Below are 20,610 nucleotides of genomic sequence, written 5' to 3'. Positions count from 1 at the left end.
GCTCACTGCAGGCCCAGGTCCTTGATCCGGGCCAGGCAGGTCTCGAGGTTGCCGGCGCCGTTGCAGGTGTCCTTCGGGTAGACCACGGTGGAGTACATGCGGTAGAGGTCCTCGTCGCTGTTCTTCTTCATCTGGTCGAGGCCGGGGTAGGGGATGTTGCCGACGTGCTTGAACCAGACCAGGTTGTTGGCCTTGTCCTGCCAGAACTTGTCGCCATTGCTGGACTGCACGGCGGCCAGGCCGGTGGCGGGGGTCATGGAACGCACGTTGCTCCTGGCCCGGTAGTTCGCGTCCCACGTGCCTTGCTCACGGTCCCACTGGCCGCCCGCGACGGTGTAGGCGGCAGCGGTCAGCCGACCATCGAATTTCACGGCCATCAGGAAATGGTCGGATGAGTCGGCGGCGTTGGAGATGTTGAACGCCAGCCACTTGGCGGCAGGCCAGCCCGGGAAGCTCAAGGCATAGCGTCCATCCGGGCGGACCGCGAAGTGCCTCATCCAGCCCAGCTCCCAGGAACAGAAGTTGCCGGGAGGAGGGGTGATGTTTTGATCACAGGCATACCGACGGTTGACGTCGTTGTTCACATAGTGGTTGTAGCCGTTTTCCACCCGCCAGGAAGCGATTTCATTGCCGTTGCTGTCTTGCCGCGAGGCATTGATCGCCGCCGAGAACTCGAAACGCGACGAGTCGAAGTCCGTCTGGATGGATTCGATGCCGTAAAACTCTCCTTCGCAAGTTTTACCGTTGCGGCCCGCAGGTTGCGCGTCGATACAGTTGGCACCCAAGGTGAGGAATGGCGTGTCGGGGACGGTGTACCAACCCTTCGGGCCCCAGAAGCCTTCGGTGTCCCACACCGCGCCCGACAGGGCCCAGTTTTCCGCCGGCAGGTGGTGCTGGCGCAGGCCCGGTTGCAGGTTGCGATAGCCGGCCGCGCTGGAGATCAGCCGGTTGTTGGTGTTGCGCGCCTTGCCACGCTCCACGGCAGACGTGTAGTAGTCCTCGTTGCTGAAGGTGCCGCTGGTGGCGCCGTCGACGAACGGGAAGCTCAGGAACGTGTTGTTCATCAGGCCGACCAGCGAGTGGTAGGTCGCAATGCCCGCCGGCAGCGCGGCGCCGCCCGGATACTTGTTGGCGTTGTGGTTCAGGCTCGTGCCGACCATGAGCCCGCGCTGGATGGTGCCGTCCAAGGCTGCGCCACCGAAGGCCAGGCCCACGTTGTCCGCCACCGTCCATTCCAGGTAGTCCGGATTGGTCACGCGGTTGCGGTACGCCCCGTCGTTGTTCTTGAACGAGGCGGTGCGCTTGATGGTCATCCGGAGCATGCCGTCGGGGCAGTAGTCGTAGGGCTGACCGTTGCCGTCGAGGCAGGCCTTGCCGTCCCTCATCGGCACGTAGCGCTGCGAGGCCAGGCTGCCCAGCGTCTGCTCGGGATGCTCGACGTCGTCGTCGACCGGCACCCACTCCAGCAGCATGCCGGGGCCGCGCGAGCTGTGGACGGTGTTGTTCTCCACCTGCTTCAGCGGTGTGTAGCGCGGCCAGAGATTGACTTTTCGCGACAGTCCCAGCGGCTTGAGCGGGAAGGACAGCCAGACGCCGTTGCCTTGCGAGTCGGCGGCGAGGTTGTTGGTGACGGTGTTGTCCGGGTTGGTGATCCAGAAGCCCGAGGGGCCGGCCTGGAAGACGTCCGGCCCTTCGTGGATCTTCATCAGGTCCTGCGGCTTCGGCGCACGAGTCTTCAGCGCCAGGTTGCCGTCGATCACGTTCCGGCGCTCGACCGCATCCTCCAGGAAGAAGGCGTGGCCCTTGATGTCGTAGCAGACGTTGTTCTGCACGGTGACGCCATTGGTGGCATGCACCACGACGCAACGGTTGGCCGAGCTCCAGATCGCGCTGTTGCGCAGGAAGTGGCCCTGGGCATCGCCCAGGAAGGCTCCCGTGTCCACGTTGTAGCTGAGCATGTGCCAGTGGAACGGGTAGCGGGCCAACGCGCCGGCCTGGCCGACGCGGCGGAACTCCACCCCGTCGATCTGCACCTGGGACTTCAGGCCCATCACCATCACGTGAGCACCGAAGCCCTGGTTGCGCCAGGCGGCGTCGTCGGCGCCTTCGATCACGATGCGGCGGCTCAGGTTGCCGACGGCCGCCCGCTCGTCGAGCACCGTCGGCGCCGGCGTGGCCTGGGGCTTGTAGTTCGGGTCCTGGGTCAGCGACAGGCCGTTGCTGGTGGGGTACTGCAGGCGGCCCCAGCGGGACTTGAGCAGGCCGGCCGTGGTGCTCAGCGTCGCGCCGCTGGCCGATGCGAGGGTCAGGCTCTGCGATTCGGAGATGCCGTAGTGGTCGGTCGGCGCGACGACGATCTGGTCGCCGGCCTTCCAGTTGGTGGTTTCCTTCAGCGTGAGCTGTTTGGCGCCGGCGTCGGCGTTCTGGTTCAGCTTGGTCCAGACGGGCTGCGGCGTGGCGCCGTAGATCAGCAGCTTGCCGCCTATGACCCGAAGCCCGCGCGAGACGCCGTCGTTGGTCCCTGCCGGCTGGCCGGTGAGGGTGATGGTGGCGTGATGCGTGTACGGGGCGGCGGCCGATCCGGCCTGGAAGGTGCCGGTGACCGTCACCGAGGTGGCCGACAGCGCCACGTCCTTGGCATCGCTCAACTTCAGCGTGCCTTCGACGCGCACGTCGCCCAGTTCCTTCGCCATGGTGTCCAGCACCACGGTCTTGCCGGCGGGAATGACGATCGCGGCACCTGCCGGCGGGAGCGTGCCCCCCCAGGTCTTCGGATCCGACCAGTTCTGGGCCTCTCCGTCGGCTTGTGATTCTTCGCTGTCGGGCGGCGGCGTCTGGGTACCACCACCGGTATCGGTGCCGCCACCCGTGTCGGTCCCGCCGCCCGTGTCGGTGGAGCCACCGGAATCGGTGCTGCCACCGGACCCCGTGTCGCCACCAGAACCGCCGTCGGCTCCAGGCGGGTTGCCGGCATCAGTGCCTGTGCCACCTCCACCTCCCCCGCAGGAAACCAGCAGGGCGGAAAAAACGGCCGCCAGGAGCTGGCGGTGCGGCAGGTGGGAGAGGAAGGCTTGGGTCGGCATAGGCGTGGTTGGTCGGCAAAAGCGGGCGGATGCTAAGGGCCCCCCTTGTGACAAAAACGCTCAATGCCCGAGTCGGCTGTCGCGTTACTTGGCAGTTGTGTGGTATGGCGCCGTCGCCAGGAGCAATCCTGCGAGTGAAAGGATCAAAGCCCCTAGTTGCGCTGCACTGAGGCTCTCTCCGAGAAAGATCACCCCCACGAACGTGGCTGCCACCGGCAGCAGCACGCTGAAAACGCCCGCCCTTGGTGCAGGCACGTGCCGCAGCCCGCGCATCCACAGCCACACCGTCACCATGCTGGCCGCCAGTGCGTAGAACACGAGCAGGCCCCAGGTGGCGATGCTCACGCCTGCGAAATCGAATCCCAGTGCTTGCCACAGGCCCAAGGGCGTGACGAGGGCCAGGCCCCACAGGTTGATCAGGGCACTGATGCGTCGGGGCGATACCTGCGCCGTCAGCCGCTTGCCGATCACGACATAGGCCGCCTCGCACAGCACGGCGCCGAGCAGCAGGGCGTAGCCCCACAAGGGCTCGTGTCCGGCGGCACTGTCGGCGCCGGAGCGCGCGAAGGCCAGCCAGGCGATGCCCAGGACCGCACAGGCTATGCCGGCGGCGACCCTGCGGCCTATTCGTTCGCCCAGGAAGAGCCGGGACTGGATGGCCACGGCCGCCGGGATGCCGGCCATCACCACGCCGGCCGCCACGGCAGAGGTGGCGGCGACCCCGAAAAGCATGCAGATCGAGAACAGGAAGTTCCCCAGGAAGCTTTCCCAGAACAGCAGCCACCGGTCGCGACGCGAGAGCGCCGGATCGTCACCGCGCCGGCGCACCCAGCCGAGCATCGCCACGGCCGCGATGCCGAAGCGCAACCAGGCCAGCAGGAAGACCGGAAAGACGGCCACCAGCGAGCGCGACAGGCCCACGTAGCTGCCCACCAGCGTCATGCTGAGGGCCAGGCATCCGTAGGAGAGCCAAGGCAGGTGCGAACTGCCGGCGCCGGCCGCCGTTGCGCGATTGGTCACCGCGTCAGAACGCCGCCGCGTAGCGCCGCAGTTCCCAGTCGCTCACATGGCGCGCGAACTCGATCCACTCCAGCCGCTTCAGGCGAATGAACTCGCCGGCCAGCGTGCCGCCCAGCGCCGAGCAGATCACTTCGTCCGCTTCCAGCGCGTGGATGGCCTGCTCCAGCGATTGCGGAAGCAGCCCGTGCCCCCGTTCCTGCACCTCGCGCGGCGAGAGCCTGAACAGGTCTTCGGTGCAGTCCGGGCCAGGGTCGAGGGCGCGGTCGACACCGTCCAGTCCGGCGGCAATCAGCGCCGCCGTCGCCAGGTAGGGGTTGGCGCTGGCATCAGGCAGCCGCCATTCGAAGCGGCCGGGCAGGGTGCGAAGCGTGGCCGTGCGGTTGTTGGGCCCGTGAGCGATGTAGGCCGGGGCCCAGCTCGTCCCGGAGAGCGACTCGCCCACCACCAGGCGCTTGTAGCTGTTCACGGTCGGCGCTGCCAACGCGCACAGGGCCGGGGAATGCGCCAGCACGCCGGCAAGGAACTGACGGCCCGTGGCGGAAAGCAGGCTTGCGCCGCTTCGGTCCTCCGGGGCGAACACGCAACGGCCCGCTTCGTCCCAGAGCGAGACGTGGAAGTGCAGGCCGCTGCCGGGCTGGTTGGCGAAGGGCTTGGGCATCATCGAGAAGACCATGCCGCGCTCTTCCGCCAGGGCCTGGGCGGCGAGCTTGAACAGCATCAGGTGGTCCGCGCTCGCCAGCGCCTCGTCGAAGGCGAAGTTGACCTCGTACTGGCCGTGCGCATCCTCGTGGTCCAGCTGCAGCACGTGGAGCCCGCATTTCTCCAGCGCGTCGTGCAGCGCGTGCAGGAAACCGGCCTGCCGAGGCAGGGACTTCAGGTCGTAGGACGGCTTGTCGAGGCGATCGGCGTCGTCCGCCGGCAGCCACCGGTCGCCCTCCTTCTTCAGCAGGAAGAACTCGGGTTCGATGCCGGTCTTGAGCGTCCAGCCGCGCTCTGCCAGGCGCCGTGTGGCCCGCTGCAGCACCTGGCGCGGGCAGGCCTCGAAGGGCTGGCCGTCGACGAAGCCGCTGCAGACGGCGCGCGCATAGCCCGGCATCCACGGCAGGGGCTGTACCCTCGCCGCGTCGGCGCGGGCGTAGTACTCGGCCCGCGGTCCGGTGCGCGGCAGGGCCGTGCCCCAGATGGACGGGCCGGCAAAGCCCGCGCCGGTCTCGATCAGCTCCGGCAGCTTGGCCAGGGGCACGTACTTGCCCTTGGCCACGCCATGCATGTCGGTGAACTGGGCGAGCACCGTGTGCACGCCCTGGTCGGCCAGGCGCTGCTGCAGGTCGACCATCAGTCGATCCGGATCCAGGTGGTCTTGAGCTCGGTGTACTTGTCGAAGGCGTGCAGCGACTTGTCGCGACCGTTGCCGCTCTGTTTGTAGCCCCCGAAGGGCACGGTGATGTCGTCCTCGTCGTACTGGTTCACGTGGACGGTGCCGGCCCGCAGCGCACGGGCCACGCGGTGGGCGCGGTTGATGTTGTCGCTCCAGACGCTGGCCTGCAGGCCGTAGCTGGAGTTGTTGGCCAGCGCGATGCCCTCGGCCTCGGTGTTGAACGGGATGATGCCGACGACCGGCCCGAAGATCTCCTCCTGGGCGATCTTCATGCCGTTGCTGACCCCGGTGAAGACCGTGGGCTCGACGTAGTAGCCGCCGGTCTCGGCGCGTGCCTGGCGGCCGCCGGCGAGCACCTTGGCACCCTCGTGGTGGCCCGCCTCTATGTAGCTCAGCACGGTCCGCAGCTGGGTCTCGTCGACCAGCGCGCCCAGCTCGGTCGTGGCGTCCAGCGGGTCGCCCGGCGCGTACTTGGGCGCTTCGGCCGCGACCAGCTTGGCGAACTCGTCGGCAATGCCCGCCTGCACCAGCACACGGGACGGCGCGTTGCAGCTCTCGCCCTGGTTGAAGAACATGCTGCCGGCCACCGTGCGCGCAGCTCGCTCGATGTCGCCGAAGTCGTCGAACACCACGAAGGCCGACTTGCCGCCCAGCTCGTTGTAGACGCGCTTGAGGTTGCTTCGGCCGGCGTACTCGTACATGCGGCGGCCGACGCGGGTGGAGCCGGTGAAGCCGATGGCATCGACCTCCATGTGGAGCGCGAGCGCCTCGCCCGCCTCGTGGCCGAAGCCGGGCACCACGTTGAACACGCCCGGCGGGATCCCGGCCTCGACGGCGAGCTCGGCCAGCCGCAGCGCCGTGTACGGGCTCTTCTCGCTGGGCTTCAGGACCACCGAATTGCCCGCCGCCAGCGCCGGCCCCAGCTTCCAGGAGGCCATGATCATGGGGTAGTTCCAGGGCACGATGGCGCCGATCACGCCCATGGGCTCGCGGGTGATGAGCGCCAAGGCCGAGCTGGCCGTCGGGGCGATCTCGTCGTAGATCTTGTCGACGGCCTCGGCATACCAGGCGATGCAGCGGGCAGTGGAGGGCACGTCGACGCTGAGCGAGTACTGGATGGGCTTGCCCATGTCCAGGGTCTCCAGCAGGGCCAGCTCTTCCTTGGCGGCCAGGATCTTCTCGGCAAAGCGTTGCAGGATCTTCTTGCGTGCCGCCGGCGACTTGCCGGCCCAGCGGCGATCCTCGAAGGCCGCGCGGGCACTCCTGACGGCGGCGTCGACATCGGAGGCCTGGCCGCGCACGACGGCGCCGAGCAGGCGGTTGTCGATCGGCGAGCGCTTGTCGAAGGTCTGGCCGTCGGTGGCATCGACGCGCTTGCCGTCGATCACGCTGCGGCCGTCCAGGCGCAGCGAGGTGGCGCGTTCGGCCCAGTGGATGGTGGACATGGTGGGGATCCTCTGAAAGTGGAAGTGGCCGCCCGCCGGGACGGGCGACCACCGGTGCCGCGGATCGGCCTGGAAGCGCTAGAACGCGACGACCATGGACGCACCGAGCAGCGAGTTCGTCTTCTTGTAGGTGCCGTCCTTGACGTCCAGGAAGACCGCGCGATCGGCGCCATCCAGGCGGTACTCGAGCTTCAGCGTCGTCGCCTTGTCGAAGGCGTACTTCAGGCCGAGGCTGACAGCGTAACGGTTCGCTCCCTTGTTCACGTCGCCGTTCAGATCGGGCCCGATGCCGTTGCGGTCATCGTTGCCGACGATGACGGCACCCGTCTGCTCGTCGAAGGTGGTGTAGCCGTTGTAGGTGAACAGGCCGCCGCCGTTCTTGTCGTTCTTGATGTAGTCGGCCCGCACCAGGCCCTGCAGGCGCGGCGTGAACATGTAGCCGGCCAGCCCGGACAGGCCCGCCCATTGGGCATCGCGCCAGCTGCCATCCAGGGCAGGGGTGATCGCGCCTTCCTTCTGCTTGCCGACGCTGACCTGGCCCTGCAGCGTGAGGTCGCCGCGGATGAAGTAACCATCCAGCTCGGCCAGGTAGGCCATGGTGTTGTTGCCGGTGTTGAAGTTCGGCGACTTGCCCACCAGGCTGGCGAAGCCCCAGCCGTTGAACTCCCCCTTGGAGTAGTCGACGCGGAAGGCCCAGACCGGCGACTTCTCGCCCGCCTGGCGCATGGTGGCGTTGACATTGGCGAGCATGGTGCGCACCCACCACTTGCCTTCCTTCAGGTCCAGGCCGACGCCGGTGTAGCCGAACGGCAGGGTGAAGTCGTACAGCAGGTTGTGGGTGGTGAAGGGGTTCAGCGTCGGCTGCTGGTACTCGTAGCCGGACCAGTCCGGGATCTGGCCGGCGATCAGGCGCGTCTGCAGGCTGCCCAGGGGCACCGAGACGCTGGCCTCCTGCACGATGGACAGGCCGTCTATGCCCGCCCCCACGCCGCGGTTGGGCGTCAGCGTCAGGTGCCACAGCGTGCCGCCCTCGGTCTCCTTCAGGAAGTCGATCGTGGCCGAGCCCATGAAGGAGGTGTCGTAGAAATAGCCGTCGGACTGCTGGTTCAGGAACTGGAATCCGGCCCGGTCCTGCCGCTGGTTGTAGATGAAGACCGGCTCGATGAAGCCCGTGACCTTCAGGCCCTTGAAGCCCTGGCTTTCGATCACGTCCTCCAGCGCCTCGGTCTTCACCGCCACGCGGTTGAACTCCTGCACCTGCTCGGGCGTCATGCCCCATTTAGGCTCGGCAGCGGACTGCGGCTGGGGCTGGGCGGCCACCTTCTTCTCGAGCTCCTCCACCCGGGCCCGCAGCGCCTTCAGTTCCTTGAGCAATTCCTCGTTGCTCTGGGCCATGACGCTCGGGGCGGCGAAGGCGGCCAGCAGGGCCGCGGACAGGGCAGTCAGTCTGATCTTCTTCATGGGGTCTCCGGGGGTTGACTCTTCACGGATGTGTCAGGACTCTCTTTGGGCGGCGCTGATCTCGGCAGCGCGCCGGCGTTCGGCTCGGGCGACCAGGATGCTGGCCACGGTGACGCACACCGCGACCACGACGATGATCACGGTGGCCACCGCGTTCACGCTCGGGTTCAGGCCCAGGCGTGCGCGCGAGAAGATGACCAACGGCATGGTGGTGGCCCCGGGCCCGGACAAGAAGGCCGAGACCACCACGTCGTCCAGCGACAGGCTGAAGGTCAGCAGCCAGGCCGACACCAGCGACTGCGAGATCATCGGCAGCGTGACGAGGTAGAACACCTGCCAAGGCTTGGCGCCCAGGTCCATCGCTGCTTCTTCCAGCTGCGGATTCAGGTCCTGCAGCCGCGCCGCGATCACCACCGACGCATACGACAGGCCCATCATCAGGTGGCCCAGCAGGATGGTCATGAGGCCCCGCTCGGGGAAGCCGATCGCCTTCTGGATGGCGACCAGCATCAGCAGCAGCGACAGGCCCTGGATGACCTCCGGCATGACCAGCGGCGCGTTGACCATGCCCGAGAAGAGCGTGCGGCCGAAGAAGCGCTTGTACTTGACCAGGGCAAAGGCCGCGAGCGTCCCCAGCACGACCGAGAAGCACGCCGAGAGGAAGGCGATCTTGAAAGACAGCCACAACCCGGAGAGGATCTCGCTGTCATGGACCAGCTTTTCGTACCACTCCAGCGTGAAGCCGCCCCAGTTGGTAGGCAGAGGTGACTTGTTAAAGGAGTAGATGACCAGCGAGATCATCGGCAGGTACAGGAACAGGTAACCGCCGAACAGCCATGACTTGCCGAAGCCCGCAGCGAAGCGCGTACCGAAGAAGGCTCGTCTGCTCACTTGCGCTGCTCCTGGGCTTCCGCCTGGTACTTGTTGAACACGGCCAGCGGTACCACGATCAGCAGCACCAGGACCACGGCGACCGAAGAGGCCATCGGCCAGTCGTTGTTGCTGAAGAATTCGTCCCACAGGACGCGGCCGATCATCAGCGTCTGCGGGCCGCCCAGCAGCTCCGGCGTGACGAACTCCCCGACGCAAGGGATGAAGACCAGCATGGAGCCGGCGATGATCCCGGCCTTCGAGAGCGGCACCGTCACCGTCCAGAAGGCGACCCAGGGCGTGGCGCCCAGGTCGGTGGCGGCCTCCAGCAGCCGCAGGTCCATCTTGGCCAGGTTCGCGTACAGCGGCAGGATCATGAAGGGCAGGTAGGTGTAGGTCATGCCCACCACCAGCGAGAACGGCGTGTGCATGTACATGCCCGGCGCCTCGATCATCCCGCCCCACTGCAGGAAGGCATCGATGTGCAGCCACGTCAGCAGGTTCGAGACCCAGCCGCCTTCGTCGAGCAGGCCCTTCCACGCGTACACGCGCAGCAGGAACGACGTCCAGAAAGGCAGCATCACCAGCATCAGCAGCGAGGGCTGCAGCGAGGTGCGGGCCCTGGCCATGAAGTAGGCGAAGGGATAGCCGATGAAAAGGCAGCACAGCGTGGTGACGGCGGCGTACTTCAGGCTCGACAGGTAGGCCTTGAAGTACAGGTCGTCGCTGGTGATGAAGACATAGTTGGAGTACTTGACCGCCAGCTTGACCGCGCCGTCGGCCACCGTCATCACGTCCTGCACCGTCACCGCGCCCATCTCGGAGACCGAGTACTTCAGGACGATGAGGAAAGGGGCGAAAAAGAAGGCCAGCAGCCACAGGTACGGGATGCCGATCACGGCCGTGCGGCCGCGCCACCAGGTCGACTTGCGCGCCATGGGGGTCATTGGGTGAGCACGACCTGGGTCGCGTCCGTCCAGTGCGCCCAGACGGCGTCGCCCCGGGTGAAGTCGTGCTGCCGGTGGCGTTCGGTGTTGGCCTGGCTCACGGCCATCACCAACCCGCTGCCCAGCTTGACGCGGTAGACGGTGAAGCTGCCGAAGTAGGACAGCTCCTCGATGGTGCCGCGCGCCGCGTTGAACTCGCCAGCCGGCCGCTCCGGGCTGAGCTGGATCTTCTCGGGCCGCAGGGCGACTGACACCGGCATGCCCAAGGTGCCCGTGATGCCATGGCCGACGTAATGGCGGCAATCGGCACAGTCGATCACGACGTGGTCGGGTTCGTCGACCGCGACCGCGCCGTCCATCAGGTTGACGTTGCCGATGAAATCGGCCACGAAGCGGGTGGCGGGCGTCTCGTAGATCTCGGTGGGCGCGCCCACCTGCAGGAAGCGGCCCTCGCTCATCACCGCGATGCGCGAGGCCATCGTCATGGCCTCTTCCTGGTCGTGGGTCACCATCACGCAAGTCACGCCCACCTGCTGGATGATGTTGACCAGCTCGATCTGCGTCTGCTCGCGCAGCTTCTTGTCCAGCGCCCCCAGCGGCTCGTCCAGCAGCAGCAACTGCGGCTGCTTGGCCAGGCTGCGGGCCAGGGCCACGCGCTGCTGCTGCCCGCCGGAAAGCTGGTGCGGCTTGCGCTTGGCGTATTTGCCCAATTGCACCAGCTTGAGCATCGCATCCACGCGGGCGGCGACCTGGTCCGATGGCAGTCCGTCGCGGCGCAATCCGAACGCGATGTTGTCCCACACCGTGAGGTGCGGGAACAGCGCGTACGACTGGAACATCATGTTCAGCGGCCGCTCGTAAGGCGGCATGCCGGCAAGGTCGACGCCGTTCAGGATGATCTGGCCGGAGGTGGGCGTCTCGAAGCCCGCGAGCATGCGCAGCAGGGTGGTCTTGCCGCAGCCGGACGAGCCGAGCAACGCGAAGATCTCGCCCTTGGCGATGTCGAGGTTCACGTGGTTGACGGCCTTGTAGCCGGCGAAGTCCTTCACCACGTCCTTGATCTGGAGGAACTTCGAGTTGTCGTTGCTTGTCATCCGCCCACCTTGGGTGTTGCTTCCTGCCGCGGCGTCAGCCGATCAGAGTCCTGTCTTGAACGCGGTGTAGACGCGGTTCTGCTGTCTGCGGATCTCGTTGTTCAGCAGGTCGGACGAGCCCTTCATCTTGGCCACGTTCTCCTCCGAGAGGAACACCGTCGGGTTGCTCGCGACCTCGGGCTTGATGAACTTCTTCGATTCCTTGTTGGCGTTGGCGTAGAAGACCTTGTTCGTCAGCGCCGCGGTCACCTCGGGCTTGTAGATGTAGTTGATCCACTTGTGCGCATTGCCCGGGTGGGGCGCATCGGCGGGGATGGCCATGGTGTCGAAGAACAGCAGGCCGCCGTTCTTGGGCAGCAGGGCCTCGATCTTCTGGCCGGTGTTGCCGTCGATGGCGCGCTGGCGGGCGATGTTGATGTCGCCCGACCAGCCGAGCGCCACGCAGACCGAGCCGCTGGCCATGTCGTTGATGTAGCCGGAGGAGCTGAACAGCGTCACGTGGGGCCGTACCGACTTCAGCAGGTTGAGCGCCGCGGTGTAGTCGGCCGGGTTCTTCGAGACGCGCTCCTTGCCCAGGTAGTGCAGCGCGGCCGGCACCACCTCGTCGGCCGAGTCGAGGAAGGACACCCCGCAGGACTTGAGCTTGCTGATGTATTCGGGCTTGAAGACCAGGTCCCAGACGTTGTCCGGCAGCGGGCCGCCCAGGGCGGCCTTGACCTTGTCGACGTTGATGCCGACCGTGGTGTAGCCCCACAGCCAATCCACAAGGTACTGGTTGCCCGGGTCGATCTTGGACAGCTGCGCCGCGATGGACGGGTCCATGTTCTTCAGGTTCGGGATCTGCGACTTGTCCAGCTTCATCAGCAGGCCGCCGAGGATCTGCAGACCTGCCCAGTTGGATGAGGGGACGACGATGTCGTAACCCGTCTTGCCGGCCACCAGCTTGGCGTGGAGGATCTCGTTGGTGTCGAAGTTGTCGTACCGGACCTTGATGCCGGTTTCCTTCTCGAAGTTCTTGATCGTGTCTTCGGCGATGTAGTCGGACCAGTTGTAGATGTTCAGGACTTTTTCTTCTTCCTGGGCCTGGGCTGCCCCGCTGGCGGCGACGAGCAGGGCAGCGGCAAGCGTCAGGGCCGATCGAACCGATGTGAGCTTCATGAAGCAGTCTCCGAGTGGCGAAGGGAGGGGGTCAGGTGGTGGACGAAAGCGTTAGGGTACCCGCGGTCACAGCCAGCCCTTGGCGTGCACGTCGGCCAGGGTGAGGTCGAGGCAGCGGCGGATCAGCGCCATCATCTCGTCGACCTGGGCCCGCGTGATCACCAGTGGCGGCGCGATGATCATCCGGTCGCCCACGGCCCGCATGATCAGGCCGTTGCCGAAGCAGTGGCCGCGGCAGACCATCCCGACCTCCAGTTCGCCCGCGAAGGTCTCGCCCTTCGCCTTGTCCTTCACGAGCAGGATGGCGCCCATCAGGCCGCAGGTCTCCGTGCTGCCGACGAGGGGGTGGTCCCTCAGGGTCGCGAACTGCTGCGCAAGATACGGGCCAACGTCCTCGCGCACGTGCTCGACCAGCTTGAGCTGCTGGATCAGCTTGATGTTGGCGATGGCCACAGCACATGCCACCGGGTGGCCGGAGTACGTGTAGCCGTGGTTGAAGTCGCCGCCTTGCTCGATCAGCACCTTGGCCACGCGGTCGCCGACCATCACCCCGCCGAGCGGCACGTAGCCGGAGGTGACGCCCTTGGCGAAGGTCATCAGGTCCGGCTTCGTGCCCATGGTCTCGCAACCGAACCAGCGGCCGGTGCGGCCGAAGCCGCAGATGACCTCGTCGCTCACGAGCAGGATGCCGTACTGGTCGCAGATACGCTGGATCTCGGGCCAGTAGGTCGAAGGCGGCACGATCACGCCCCCCGCCCCCTGGACCGGCTCGCCGATGAAGGCGGCCACCTTCTCCGGGCCGACCTCGAGGATCTTGGCCTCGAGCCAACCGGCGGCGACCTTGCCGAACTCGGCCGGATCCATCCCCTTGCCGTTCTCGAACCAGTAGGGCTGGTCGATGTGCACGATGTTGGGGATCGGCAGGCCGCCTTGTGCATGCATGCCGCTCATGCCGCCCAGCGATGCACCGGCCATGGTCGAGCCGTGGTAGCCGTTCTGGCGGCCGATGATGACCTGGCGCTCGGGCTGGCCGAGGATGTCCCAGTAGCGGCGCACCATGCGGACGATGGTGTCGTTGCTCTCGGAGCCGGAGCTCGAATAGAACACGTGCTGGAACTGCGGCGGCGAGACCTGCGCCAGCAGCTCGGCCAGCTCGATGGCCGGCGGAGTGGCGGTCTGGAAGAAGGCGTTGTAGAAGGGCAGCTCCTTCATCTGCCGGGTCGCCGCGTCGATCAGCGCCTGCTGGCCGTAGCCTACGTTGACGCACCACAGCCCGCTCATCGCGTCGAGGATCTTCTTGCCCTCGCTGTCCCAGAGGTAGATGCCTTCGGCGCGGGTGATGATGCGCGAGCCCTTCTTCGCCAGCGAGGCGAAGTCGGTGAAGGGATGCAGGAAGTGGGCGCTGTCGGCCTGCTGCCACTCGCGCGTCGAGCGCTTGCTGGCGACGGCGGCGGGGGCCTGGATGGTGATGTTGCTCATGATGAAGTCCTTCAGACGTGCAGGAGGAGGTGCTCGCGCTCCCAAGGCGAAATCACCTTCATGAACTCGGCGTGCTCGATCTCCTTGACCTCGGTGTAGACCGTCACGAAGGAAGCGCCCAGCACCTCCGCCAGATCCTTCTCCTCGCGCAGGAGGTGCAGGGCTTCGCCCAGGCTGCGGGGCAGCTGGTAGTCACCCAGGTAGGCGTCGCCCTTGCACTCGGGCGAGGGCGCGATCCGGTTCTTGATGCCCAGGTAGCCGCAGGCGAGCGTCGCGGCCAGGGCGACGTACGGATTCGCGTCGGCGCCGATCACGCGGTTCTCGATGCGGCGCGCATTCGGCGAAGCCACTGGCGAGCGGATCCCGACGGTGCGGTTGTCCGTGCCCCATTGGATGTTGATCGGCGCGGCGGTGAAGCGGGCCAGCCTGCGATAGCTGTTCACGTAGGGCGCGAACAGCGCCATGGCGGCGGGGATGTACTTCTGCAGGCCGCCGATGTACCAGTAGAACTCGTCGCTGGCCGTGCCGTCCTCCTTGCTGAACAGGTTGCGGCCGGTGCGCTTGTTGATCAGGCTCTGGTGGATGTGCATGGCGCTGCCCGGCTCGCCGGCGATGGGCTTGGCCATGAAGGTGGCGAACATGTTGTGGCGCAGCGCCGCCTCGCGCACCGTGCGCTTGAAGAAGAAGACCTCGTCAGCCAGGCCCAGCGGATGGGCGTGGAAGAAGTTGATCTCCATCTGGCCGGCACCGATCTCGTGGATAAGGGTGTCGACATTCAGCTCCATCTTTTCGCAGTAGTCGTAGACGTCCTCGAACAGCGGGTCGAACTCGTTGACCGCATCGATCGAGTAGGCCTGGCGCGAGGTCTCGGACCGGCCGCTGCGGCCGACCGGCGGCTTCAGCGGCATGTCCGGGTCGGTGTTTCGCGCCACGAGGTAGAACTCCAGCTCCGGCGCGACCACCGGCTCCCAACCCTCGGCCGCGTAGAGGTCGCACACCCTGCGCAGGACCGAGCGAGGCGCAAACGGCACCAGCTGCCCGTCGCGGTCGTAGCAGTCGTGGATGACCTGCGCCGTGGGGTCGGTGGCCCAGGGCACGATGCGCACGGTGGCCGGATCCGGCCGCAGGTGCATGTCGCGGTCGGTCGGGTTGATGACGTCGTAGTACGGGCCCTCGTCGGGGAACTCGCCCGTCACGCCCATGGCGACGACCGCCTCGGGCAGCCGCATGCCGCGGTCCTCGGTGAACTTCTCGCGCGGCAGGATCTTGCCGCGGGCCACGCCGGTGAGGTCGGGCACGAGGCACTCGATCTCGGTGACGCGGTTCTGGTTGAGCCATTGTTCGAGCTCGCTGAAACTGAAGTGTTCTCTGCTGGCCATGGTGGCACCTGCTGTGGTTATGGATTCCTCCGGCGCGTGCCGGAGCGTGGGGCCTCGTTCGGCCCCGCATGCGATGCGGGTCGAGCGGCCCTAAGGGTGCGGGCCGCGGCGGCCTTCGCGGTAGCGGCGGCAGGCCTCGCCGAAGGCGGTGAGCAGCTTCATCGAGACCGGGTTCTGCGCGGCCAGCCACTCCGGGTGCCACTGCACGCACATCGTGAATCCGCTCGACTCGGCGACCGAGAAGGCCTCGACCACCCCGTCGGGAGCGCGCGCCTCCACGCGCAGGCCGTCGGCCAGGCGGTTCACCGCCTGCCCGTGGACCGAATTCACCTCGAAACGCGGCTGCCCGACGATGGAGCCCAACAGGCCACCTTCGGTGACGAGGACGTCGTGCGCCGGCCCGTAGACCTCTTCCGCAGGCGCGCCATCGGCACCGCGGTGGTCGTCGTGGCCCTCGATCCGGTGCACCGCCTGGTGCAGCGATCCTCCCAGCGCCACGTTGGCCTCCTGGGTGCCGCGACAGATGGTGAACAGCGGAATGCCGCGGTCTATGACCCGGCGGATCAGCGGCAGCGTCCAGCTGTCGCGCAGCGGGTCCAGCGGCAAGGAAGGGTCCATCACCTCTTCGCCGAAATGGCTGGGGTGCACATTCGAGGGCGAGCCCGTCAGCAGCACGCCGTCGGCCATGTCGAGCAGGACTTCGATCTCGGCCTCCTCGGCCGAGGGCACGATCAGCGGCAGGCCGCCGGCCAGGCGCACGGCATCGAGGTACTTCTTGCCGGCGATGTGGAAAGGATGCTCGCCGAGCAGGCGATTGCAGGCGGGCACCAGCACCACCGGTTTGGCGGCAGCCGCCGCGGCGGCTTCGGGCTGGATGCCGGTCAGGGCTTGGGGCGTGGTCATGTCGTTCATCCCAGCAGGTCCCGCAGTCGATACCAGGCCATGCCGAGCACCAGTGCCGGGGTGCGCAGCCAGCGGCCTCCCGGGAAGGCATGGTGCTTCAGGCGGGCGAAAACGTCAAAGCGCGAGGCGTCGCCGCTCATCGCCTCGGCCACCAGCTTGCCGGCCAGGCCGGTCAGCGCCAGGCCATGGCCCGAGAAGCCCTGGAGGTAGTAAAGCTGGGGCGAGAGACGGCCGAAATCGGGCGCACGGTTCATGGTGATGTCAACGAATCCTCCCCACGCGTGGTCGACGCCGATGCCGGCGAGCTGGGGGAAGGTGCCCACCATCCGATCGCGCATGCCTTGCGCCAGGTTGCGGGGCGTGAGGGTGCTGTAGCTGACCCGGCCGCCGTAGAGCAGCCGGTTGTCGTTGGTCGGGCGGAAGTAGTCGAGCACGAAGTTGGTGTCGCACACCGCCGAGCGCGTCGGCACCAGGGAGTCGCACAGCGCGCCGGCTATCGGCGCGGAGCAGACGATGTAGGTGCCGACCGGCATGATGCGGTCTTCCAGCTTCGGCGAGACGCCTTGCAGGTAGACGTTGCCGGCCAGCAGCGCCTGCTTGGCGTTCACCCGGCCTTGCGCCGTGCGGACGCGAACGCCGCCGGCGTGCGGCTCGACGGCCGTGACGTGCGTGTTCTCGTGCAGCCGCGCGCCGGCGCGCGTTGCCGCCGCGGCCACGCCGAGCGAGTACTTCAGCGGATGCAGGTGGCCCGAACGCGGATCGTGGATGCCGCCCTTGTAGCGCGGGCTGTCTATCCAGCGCCGGACGTCGGCTTCGGGAATGCGCGTGAACCCCGCGCCGTAGACCTCGTCCATCCGGTCGGCCCAGCGGCTGAGGTCCTCCGCCTTGCCGCGGGTGGTCGCCAGGCCGAGATAGCCGTCGCGCCAGTCACAGTCGATGTCATGGTCGACGATGCGCTGGCGGATGAGATCCAGCGCCTCGATCGACATGTCCCACACCCGGCGGGCCTCTTCCAGCCCGACCTGCGCCTCTATGGTTTCCTGGTCGCAGGCCAGGCCGTGGATGGCCTGCCCGCCGTTGCGCCCGCTGGCGCCCCAGCCGACCTCCCTGGCCTCCAGCAGCACCGTGTCGAATCCCTTGCCGGCCAGTTCCAGCGCGGCACTGAGACCGGCCAGGCCGCCCCCGACGACAGCCACGTCGCAATCGACGTCTGCCGACAACGCGGGATACCCGGGCCCCCGCCGCACCGTGGCGGCGTAATACGAGTCGCGGGCGAGATCGCGGTCGATGCTGAGGAAACTCATACGGTATGCGCTAGGCAAGCCCTTTGGTTGGTTGGCGTCCGGTCGGATGCAGGTTTCAGGCCACCCGCTTGATGGCGGTGGCCAGCGTGCCGACGATCTGGTCGATCTGTGGCCGCTCGATGATCAGCGGCGGCGACAGGGCGATGGTGTCGCCGGTGGTGCGGATGAGCACGCCGGCCTGGAAGCAATCGAGGAAGACGTCGAAGGCCCGCTGGGCTGGCGCGTCCGCGCGCGGCGCCAGCTCTATGCCGCCGACCAGGCCGATGTTGCGGATGTCGATGACGTTCGGCAATCCCCTGAGCGAGTGCAGGGCTTCGGCAAAGTAACCCTGCAGTTCGGCAGCACGGGTGAGCAGACCCTCTTCGCGGTAGGTGTCCAGCGAAGCGAGCCCGGCTGCGCAAGCCAGCGGATGCGCGGAGTAGGTGTAGCCGTGGAAGAACTCGATCAGGTGTTCCGGACCCTGCATGAAGGTCTGGTGGATGGCCTCCTTGACGATCACGGCGCCTGCCGGCACGCAACCGTTGGTCAAGCCCTTGGCGCAGGTGATGAGGTCGGGCGTGACGCCGAAGGTCTGGGCCGCGAAGGGGGCGCCGGTGCGGCCGAAGCCGGTGATGACCTCGTCGAAGATCAGCAGGATGCCGTGCTTGTCGCAGATCTCGCGCAGGCGCTGCAGGTAGCCCACCGGAGGCAGCAGCACCCCGGTGGAACCGGCCACCGGCTCGACGATGACCGCGGCGATGGTCGAGGCATCGTGCAGGGCGACCAGGCGCTCCAGGTCGTCGGCCAACTCGGCACCATGCGCGGGCTGGCCCACGCTGAAGGCATTGCGGGCCGGATCGTGGGTGTGGCGGATGTGATCAACGCCGGCCAGCATCGCGCCGAACATCTTGCGGTTGGCCACCATGCCGCCCACCGAGATGCCGCCGAAGTTGACCCCGTGATAGCCCCGCTCGCGGCCGATCAGGCGGGTGCGTTGCCCCTCGCCGCGCACGCGGTGGTAGGCGAGCGCGATCTTGAGCGCCGTGTCGACCGACTCGGAGCCCGAGTTGGTGAAGAACACCTTGTTCATGCCCGCCGGCGCCAGCTCGGCCACCCGGGCCGCGAGTTCGAAGGCCTTGGGGTGGCCCATCTGGAAGGGCGGGGCGTAGTCGAGCTCGGCCGCCTGGCTGGCGATGGCCTGCACGATCTTCGGGCGTGCGTGCCCGGCATTCACGCACCACAGGCCGGCGACGCCATCGAGCACCTGCCGACCGTCGTCGGTCCAGTAATGCATGCCCGAGGCCCGGGTGAACAGGCGAGGCGCCTTCTTGAACTGGCGGTTGGCCGTGAAGGGCATCCAGTAGGCGTCGAGCGAAGCGTCTTGCGTCATGGTCATAGGGCTGTGAGTCTATGTAAACGGGCGCGCAATGTGCTTGCGCGATCCACGGGGGTGAACCCTCGGCGGCGCAATAAAATGCGAATCGACCCGGGGCAAATTGAAACGTTATGCGAGAGACAGCCAAAACACCGCAATTGGATGCGATCGACCGCCTCATCCTGCAAGAGCTCCAGGCCGACGGGAAGCTGTCGAACGTGGAACTCGCCCAAAGAGTGCACCTGTCGCCGTCGGCCTGCCTGAGGCGGGTCAAGCAACTCGAAGACGAAGGGGTCATCGCGCAATACGTCGCGCTGCTCAACCCGAAGGCGATCGGGCAGCACGGCACCAGCTTCACGATCATCAACCTCGAGAACATGAGCAATGGCCTGCTGCATGCCTTCGAGCAGGCGGTGCGCGACGAGCCGCAGGTGCTGGATTGCTACTACGTCGCCGGCTCCAATGACTACCTCATCCGGTTCTCGTACCGGGACGCCGAAGACCTGGAGCGCTTCCACACCGAGGTGCTGATGCGCCTGCCGGGGGTGGAGCGATCGAACTCGATGTTGGTGTTGCGAACGGTGAAGAAGACGACCGCCTTGCCGGTGGGCGGCGACAACTGATTCAGATCGCCGCAGTCGACTCGCGCACCACCAGCCGAGGCGGCGGCAGGAGTACGGTGGGCGAGCGGCCGGCCAGCAGTTCCAGCATGGCGGCGGCCGCGAGCCTGCCGAGGTCATAGATGGGCTGGCGCACGCTCGTCAACGGCGGCACGGTGTAGGCCGAGCTGGGCAGGTCATCGAATCCGATCAGCGACACGTCCTGCGGAATGCGCAGCCCCCGCCGGTACAGGGCGAGTGCGGCGCCCACGCCCATCTGGTCGTTGGAGGCGAAGATGGCCGTGAAGCCCGGGCCGGTCTCGAGCAGCCGCTCGACACTGTGCAGGCCCGACTCCTCCAGGTAGTTTCCGTCCAGCACGAGGGCCTCATCGACCGGAACCCCGGCGGCCGAAAGGGCAGCCCGGAAGCCGCGCTCGCGAGCCTGGGCGTCGGGGTGCAACGGATCGCCCCGAATGAAGACGATGCGCCTGTGGCCCAGCTGCAGCAGGTGTTCGGCCGCCATGCGCGCACCGGCTTCGTCGTCGAAGTCGAGCGAGAACAAATCCGGAGCGACGAGGCGGCGCCCGGTGATCACCACGGGCAGACTGGCGGCGACCGCTTCCAGGGCGCTGTCGCTCATCCGGCCGGTCAGGACGATGAGTCCGTCGACCCGGCGCGAGCGCAGCACGTCGACGCATTGCTTCTCGGCCATCGCGTCCCACTGCCCGCTGGCGAACAGGGGCATATAGCCGGCGGGCTGGAGCGTGTCCTCGATCCCCCGCAGGGCACCTCCGTAGAAGGGCGAGTCGATCGCCTGGGTGACCACCCCCACGCTCAACGTGCGTCCGCCCGCGAGGCCGCGTGCGACGGGGTTGGGCACGAAGCCGAGCTGGGCGATCGCATCGGACACGGCTTTGTGCTTGTCGGGGCTGACGACGGCGGTGCCGTTCAGGATGCGCGATACGGTGCTGGGCGACACGCCCGCCCGCTCGGCCACCTGCTGCAGGGTGACGACGCCAGTCTGGCTGGCGGCGGCGGCACGCGGACTACGCCGCGTGGCGGGTGGGGAACTCATCGCGGCAGTTTATGTTCGCGGGGGTGATGCGGGATGAGGGAAAGCGGCAGGCCGGGTGGAT

The 20,610-nt window shown here is 67.1% G+C and carries 16 protein-coding genes; 1 reads left to right on the top strand and 15 read right to left on the bottom strand.

The window, feature by feature from the left end:
* Nucleotides 1-2 precede the first annotated feature (2 nt).
* The 14 genes from ACS5PM_RS12405 to aptA form a co-directional block, all read right to left on the bottom strand.
* Nucleotides 3-3,083 carry a G8 domain-containing protein gene (locus ACS5PM_RS12405; protein WP_439387942.1) on the bottom strand — a complete coding sequence of 1,027 codons (3,081 nt, stop codon included), beginning with the start codon at nucleotides 3,081-3,083 and terminating at the stop codon, nucleotides 3-5.
* Nucleotides 3,084-3,167: 84 nt separating this feature from the next.
* Entirely contained in the window at nucleotides 3,168-4,103 is a 936-nt protein-coding gene (locus ACS5PM_RS12400; protein ID WP_439387941.1) for a DMT family transporter, read from the bottom strand.
* A 4-nt stretch (nucleotides 4,104-4,107) separates the two neighbouring features.
* Entirely contained in the window at nucleotides 4,108-5,439 is a 1,332-nt protein-coding gene (glnT, locus tag ACS5PM_RS12395) for a type III glutamate--ammonia ligase (protein ID WP_439387940.1), read from the bottom strand.
* Complete coding sequence (locus ACS5PM_RS12390; protein WP_439387939.1) at nucleotides 5,439-6,926, bottom strand: aldehyde dehydrogenase; 1,488 nt, start codon at nucleotides 6,924-6,926, stop codon at nucleotides 5,439-5,441. Before ACS5PM_RS12390 ends, glnT begins: the two co-directional genes overlap by 1 nt.
* A 78-nt stretch (nucleotides 6,927-7,004) precedes the next feature.
* Complete coding sequence (locus tag ACS5PM_RS12385) at nucleotides 7,005-8,387, bottom strand: DUF3138 family protein (RefSeq protein WP_439387938.1); 1,383 nt, start codon at nucleotides 8,385-8,387, stop codon at nucleotides 7,005-7,007.
* 33 nt (nucleotides 8,388-8,420) lie between these two features.
* A complete protein-coding gene (locus ACS5PM_RS12380; RefSeq protein WP_439387937.1) occupies nucleotides 8,421-9,278 on the bottom strand; it encodes an ABC transporter permease subunit in 858 nt (285 codons plus the stop codon).
* A complete protein-coding gene (locus ACS5PM_RS12375; RefSeq protein ID WP_439387936.1) occupies nucleotides 9,275-10,195 on the bottom strand; it encodes an ABC transporter permease subunit in 921 nt (306 codons plus the stop codon). Before ACS5PM_RS12375 ends, ACS5PM_RS12380 begins: the two co-directional genes overlap by 4 nt.
* A 5-nt stretch (nucleotides 10,196-10,200) precedes the next feature.
* Nucleotides 10,201-11,298, bottom strand: coding sequence for an ABC transporter ATP-binding protein (locus tag ACS5PM_RS12370; protein ID WP_439387935.1), 1,098 nt, complete (start codon nucleotides 11,296-11,298; stop codon nucleotides 10,201-10,203).
* 42 nt (nucleotides 11,299-11,340) lie between these two features.
* Nucleotides 11,341-12,456 carry a polyamine ABC transporter substrate-binding protein gene (locus tag ACS5PM_RS12365; RefSeq protein ID WP_439387934.1) on the bottom strand — a complete coding sequence of 372 codons (1,116 nt, stop codon included), beginning with the start codon at nucleotides 12,454-12,456 and terminating at the stop codon, nucleotides 11,341-11,343.
* A gap of 66 nt (nucleotides 12,457-12,522) precedes the next feature.
* On the bottom strand, nucleotides 12,523-13,935 hold the full coding sequence (locus tag ACS5PM_RS12360; protein ID WP_439387933.1) for an aspartate aminotransferase family protein: 1,413 nt from the start codon (nucleotides 13,933-13,935) through the stop codon (nucleotides 12,523-12,525).
* 11 nt (nucleotides 13,936-13,946) lie between these two features.
* Entirely contained in the window at nucleotides 13,947-15,314 is a 1,368-nt protein-coding gene (locus ACS5PM_RS12355) for a glutamine synthetase family protein (protein WP_439387932.1), read from the bottom strand.
* Between the two features lie 90 nt (nucleotides 15,315-15,404).
* On the bottom strand, nucleotides 15,405-16,217 hold the full coding sequence (locus ACS5PM_RS12350; RefSeq protein WP_439387931.1) for a gamma-glutamyl-gamma-aminobutyrate hydrolase family protein: 813 nt from the start codon (nucleotides 16,215-16,217) through the stop codon (nucleotides 15,405-15,407).
* A 5-nt stretch (nucleotides 16,218-16,222) separates the two neighbouring features.
* The gene (locus ACS5PM_RS12345) at nucleotides 16,223-17,521 is read right to left on the bottom strand and encodes an NAD(P)/FAD-dependent oxidoreductase (RefSeq protein ID WP_439387930.1); all 1,299 of its coding nucleotides are present in this window, start codon (nucleotides 17,519-17,521) and stop codon (nucleotides 16,223-16,225) included.
* Nucleotides 17,522-17,576: 55 nt separating this feature from the next.
* Nucleotides 17,577-18,890: an omega-aminotransferase AptA gene (gene aptA / locus ACS5PM_RS12340; protein ID WP_439388204.1), complete on the bottom strand. Its 1,314-nt coding sequence runs from the start codon at nucleotides 18,888-18,890 to the stop codon at nucleotides 17,577-17,579.
* A gap of 116 nt (nucleotides 18,891-19,006) precedes the next feature.
* On the opposite strand from aptA, the gene ACS5PM_RS12335 reads away from it, so the two are divergent.
* A complete protein-coding gene (locus tag ACS5PM_RS12335; protein ID WP_439387929.1) occupies nucleotides 19,007-19,498 on the top strand; it encodes an Lrp/AsnC family transcriptional regulator in 492 nt (163 codons plus the stop codon).
* Nucleotide 19,499: 1 nt separating this feature from the next.
* Here the strand turns inward: ACS5PM_RS12335 and ACS5PM_RS12330 are convergent, their stop codons facing one another.
* Complete coding sequence (locus tag ACS5PM_RS12330; RefSeq protein ID WP_439387928.1) at nucleotides 19,500-20,549, bottom strand: LacI family DNA-binding transcriptional regulator; 1,050 nt, start codon at nucleotides 20,547-20,549, stop codon at nucleotides 19,500-19,502.
* Between the last annotated feature and the right edge of the window lie 61 nt (nucleotides 20,550-20,610).

Source organism: Ideonella flava (assembly GCF_051857595.1).
In the GTDB taxonomy this organism is placed as follows: Bacteria; Pseudomonadota; Gammaproteobacteria; order Burkholderiales; family Burkholderiaceae_C; genus Ideonella.
The sequence above is the reverse complement of the archived record's forward strand: the minus strand, read 5'-3'. Positions and strand labels throughout refer to the sequence as shown.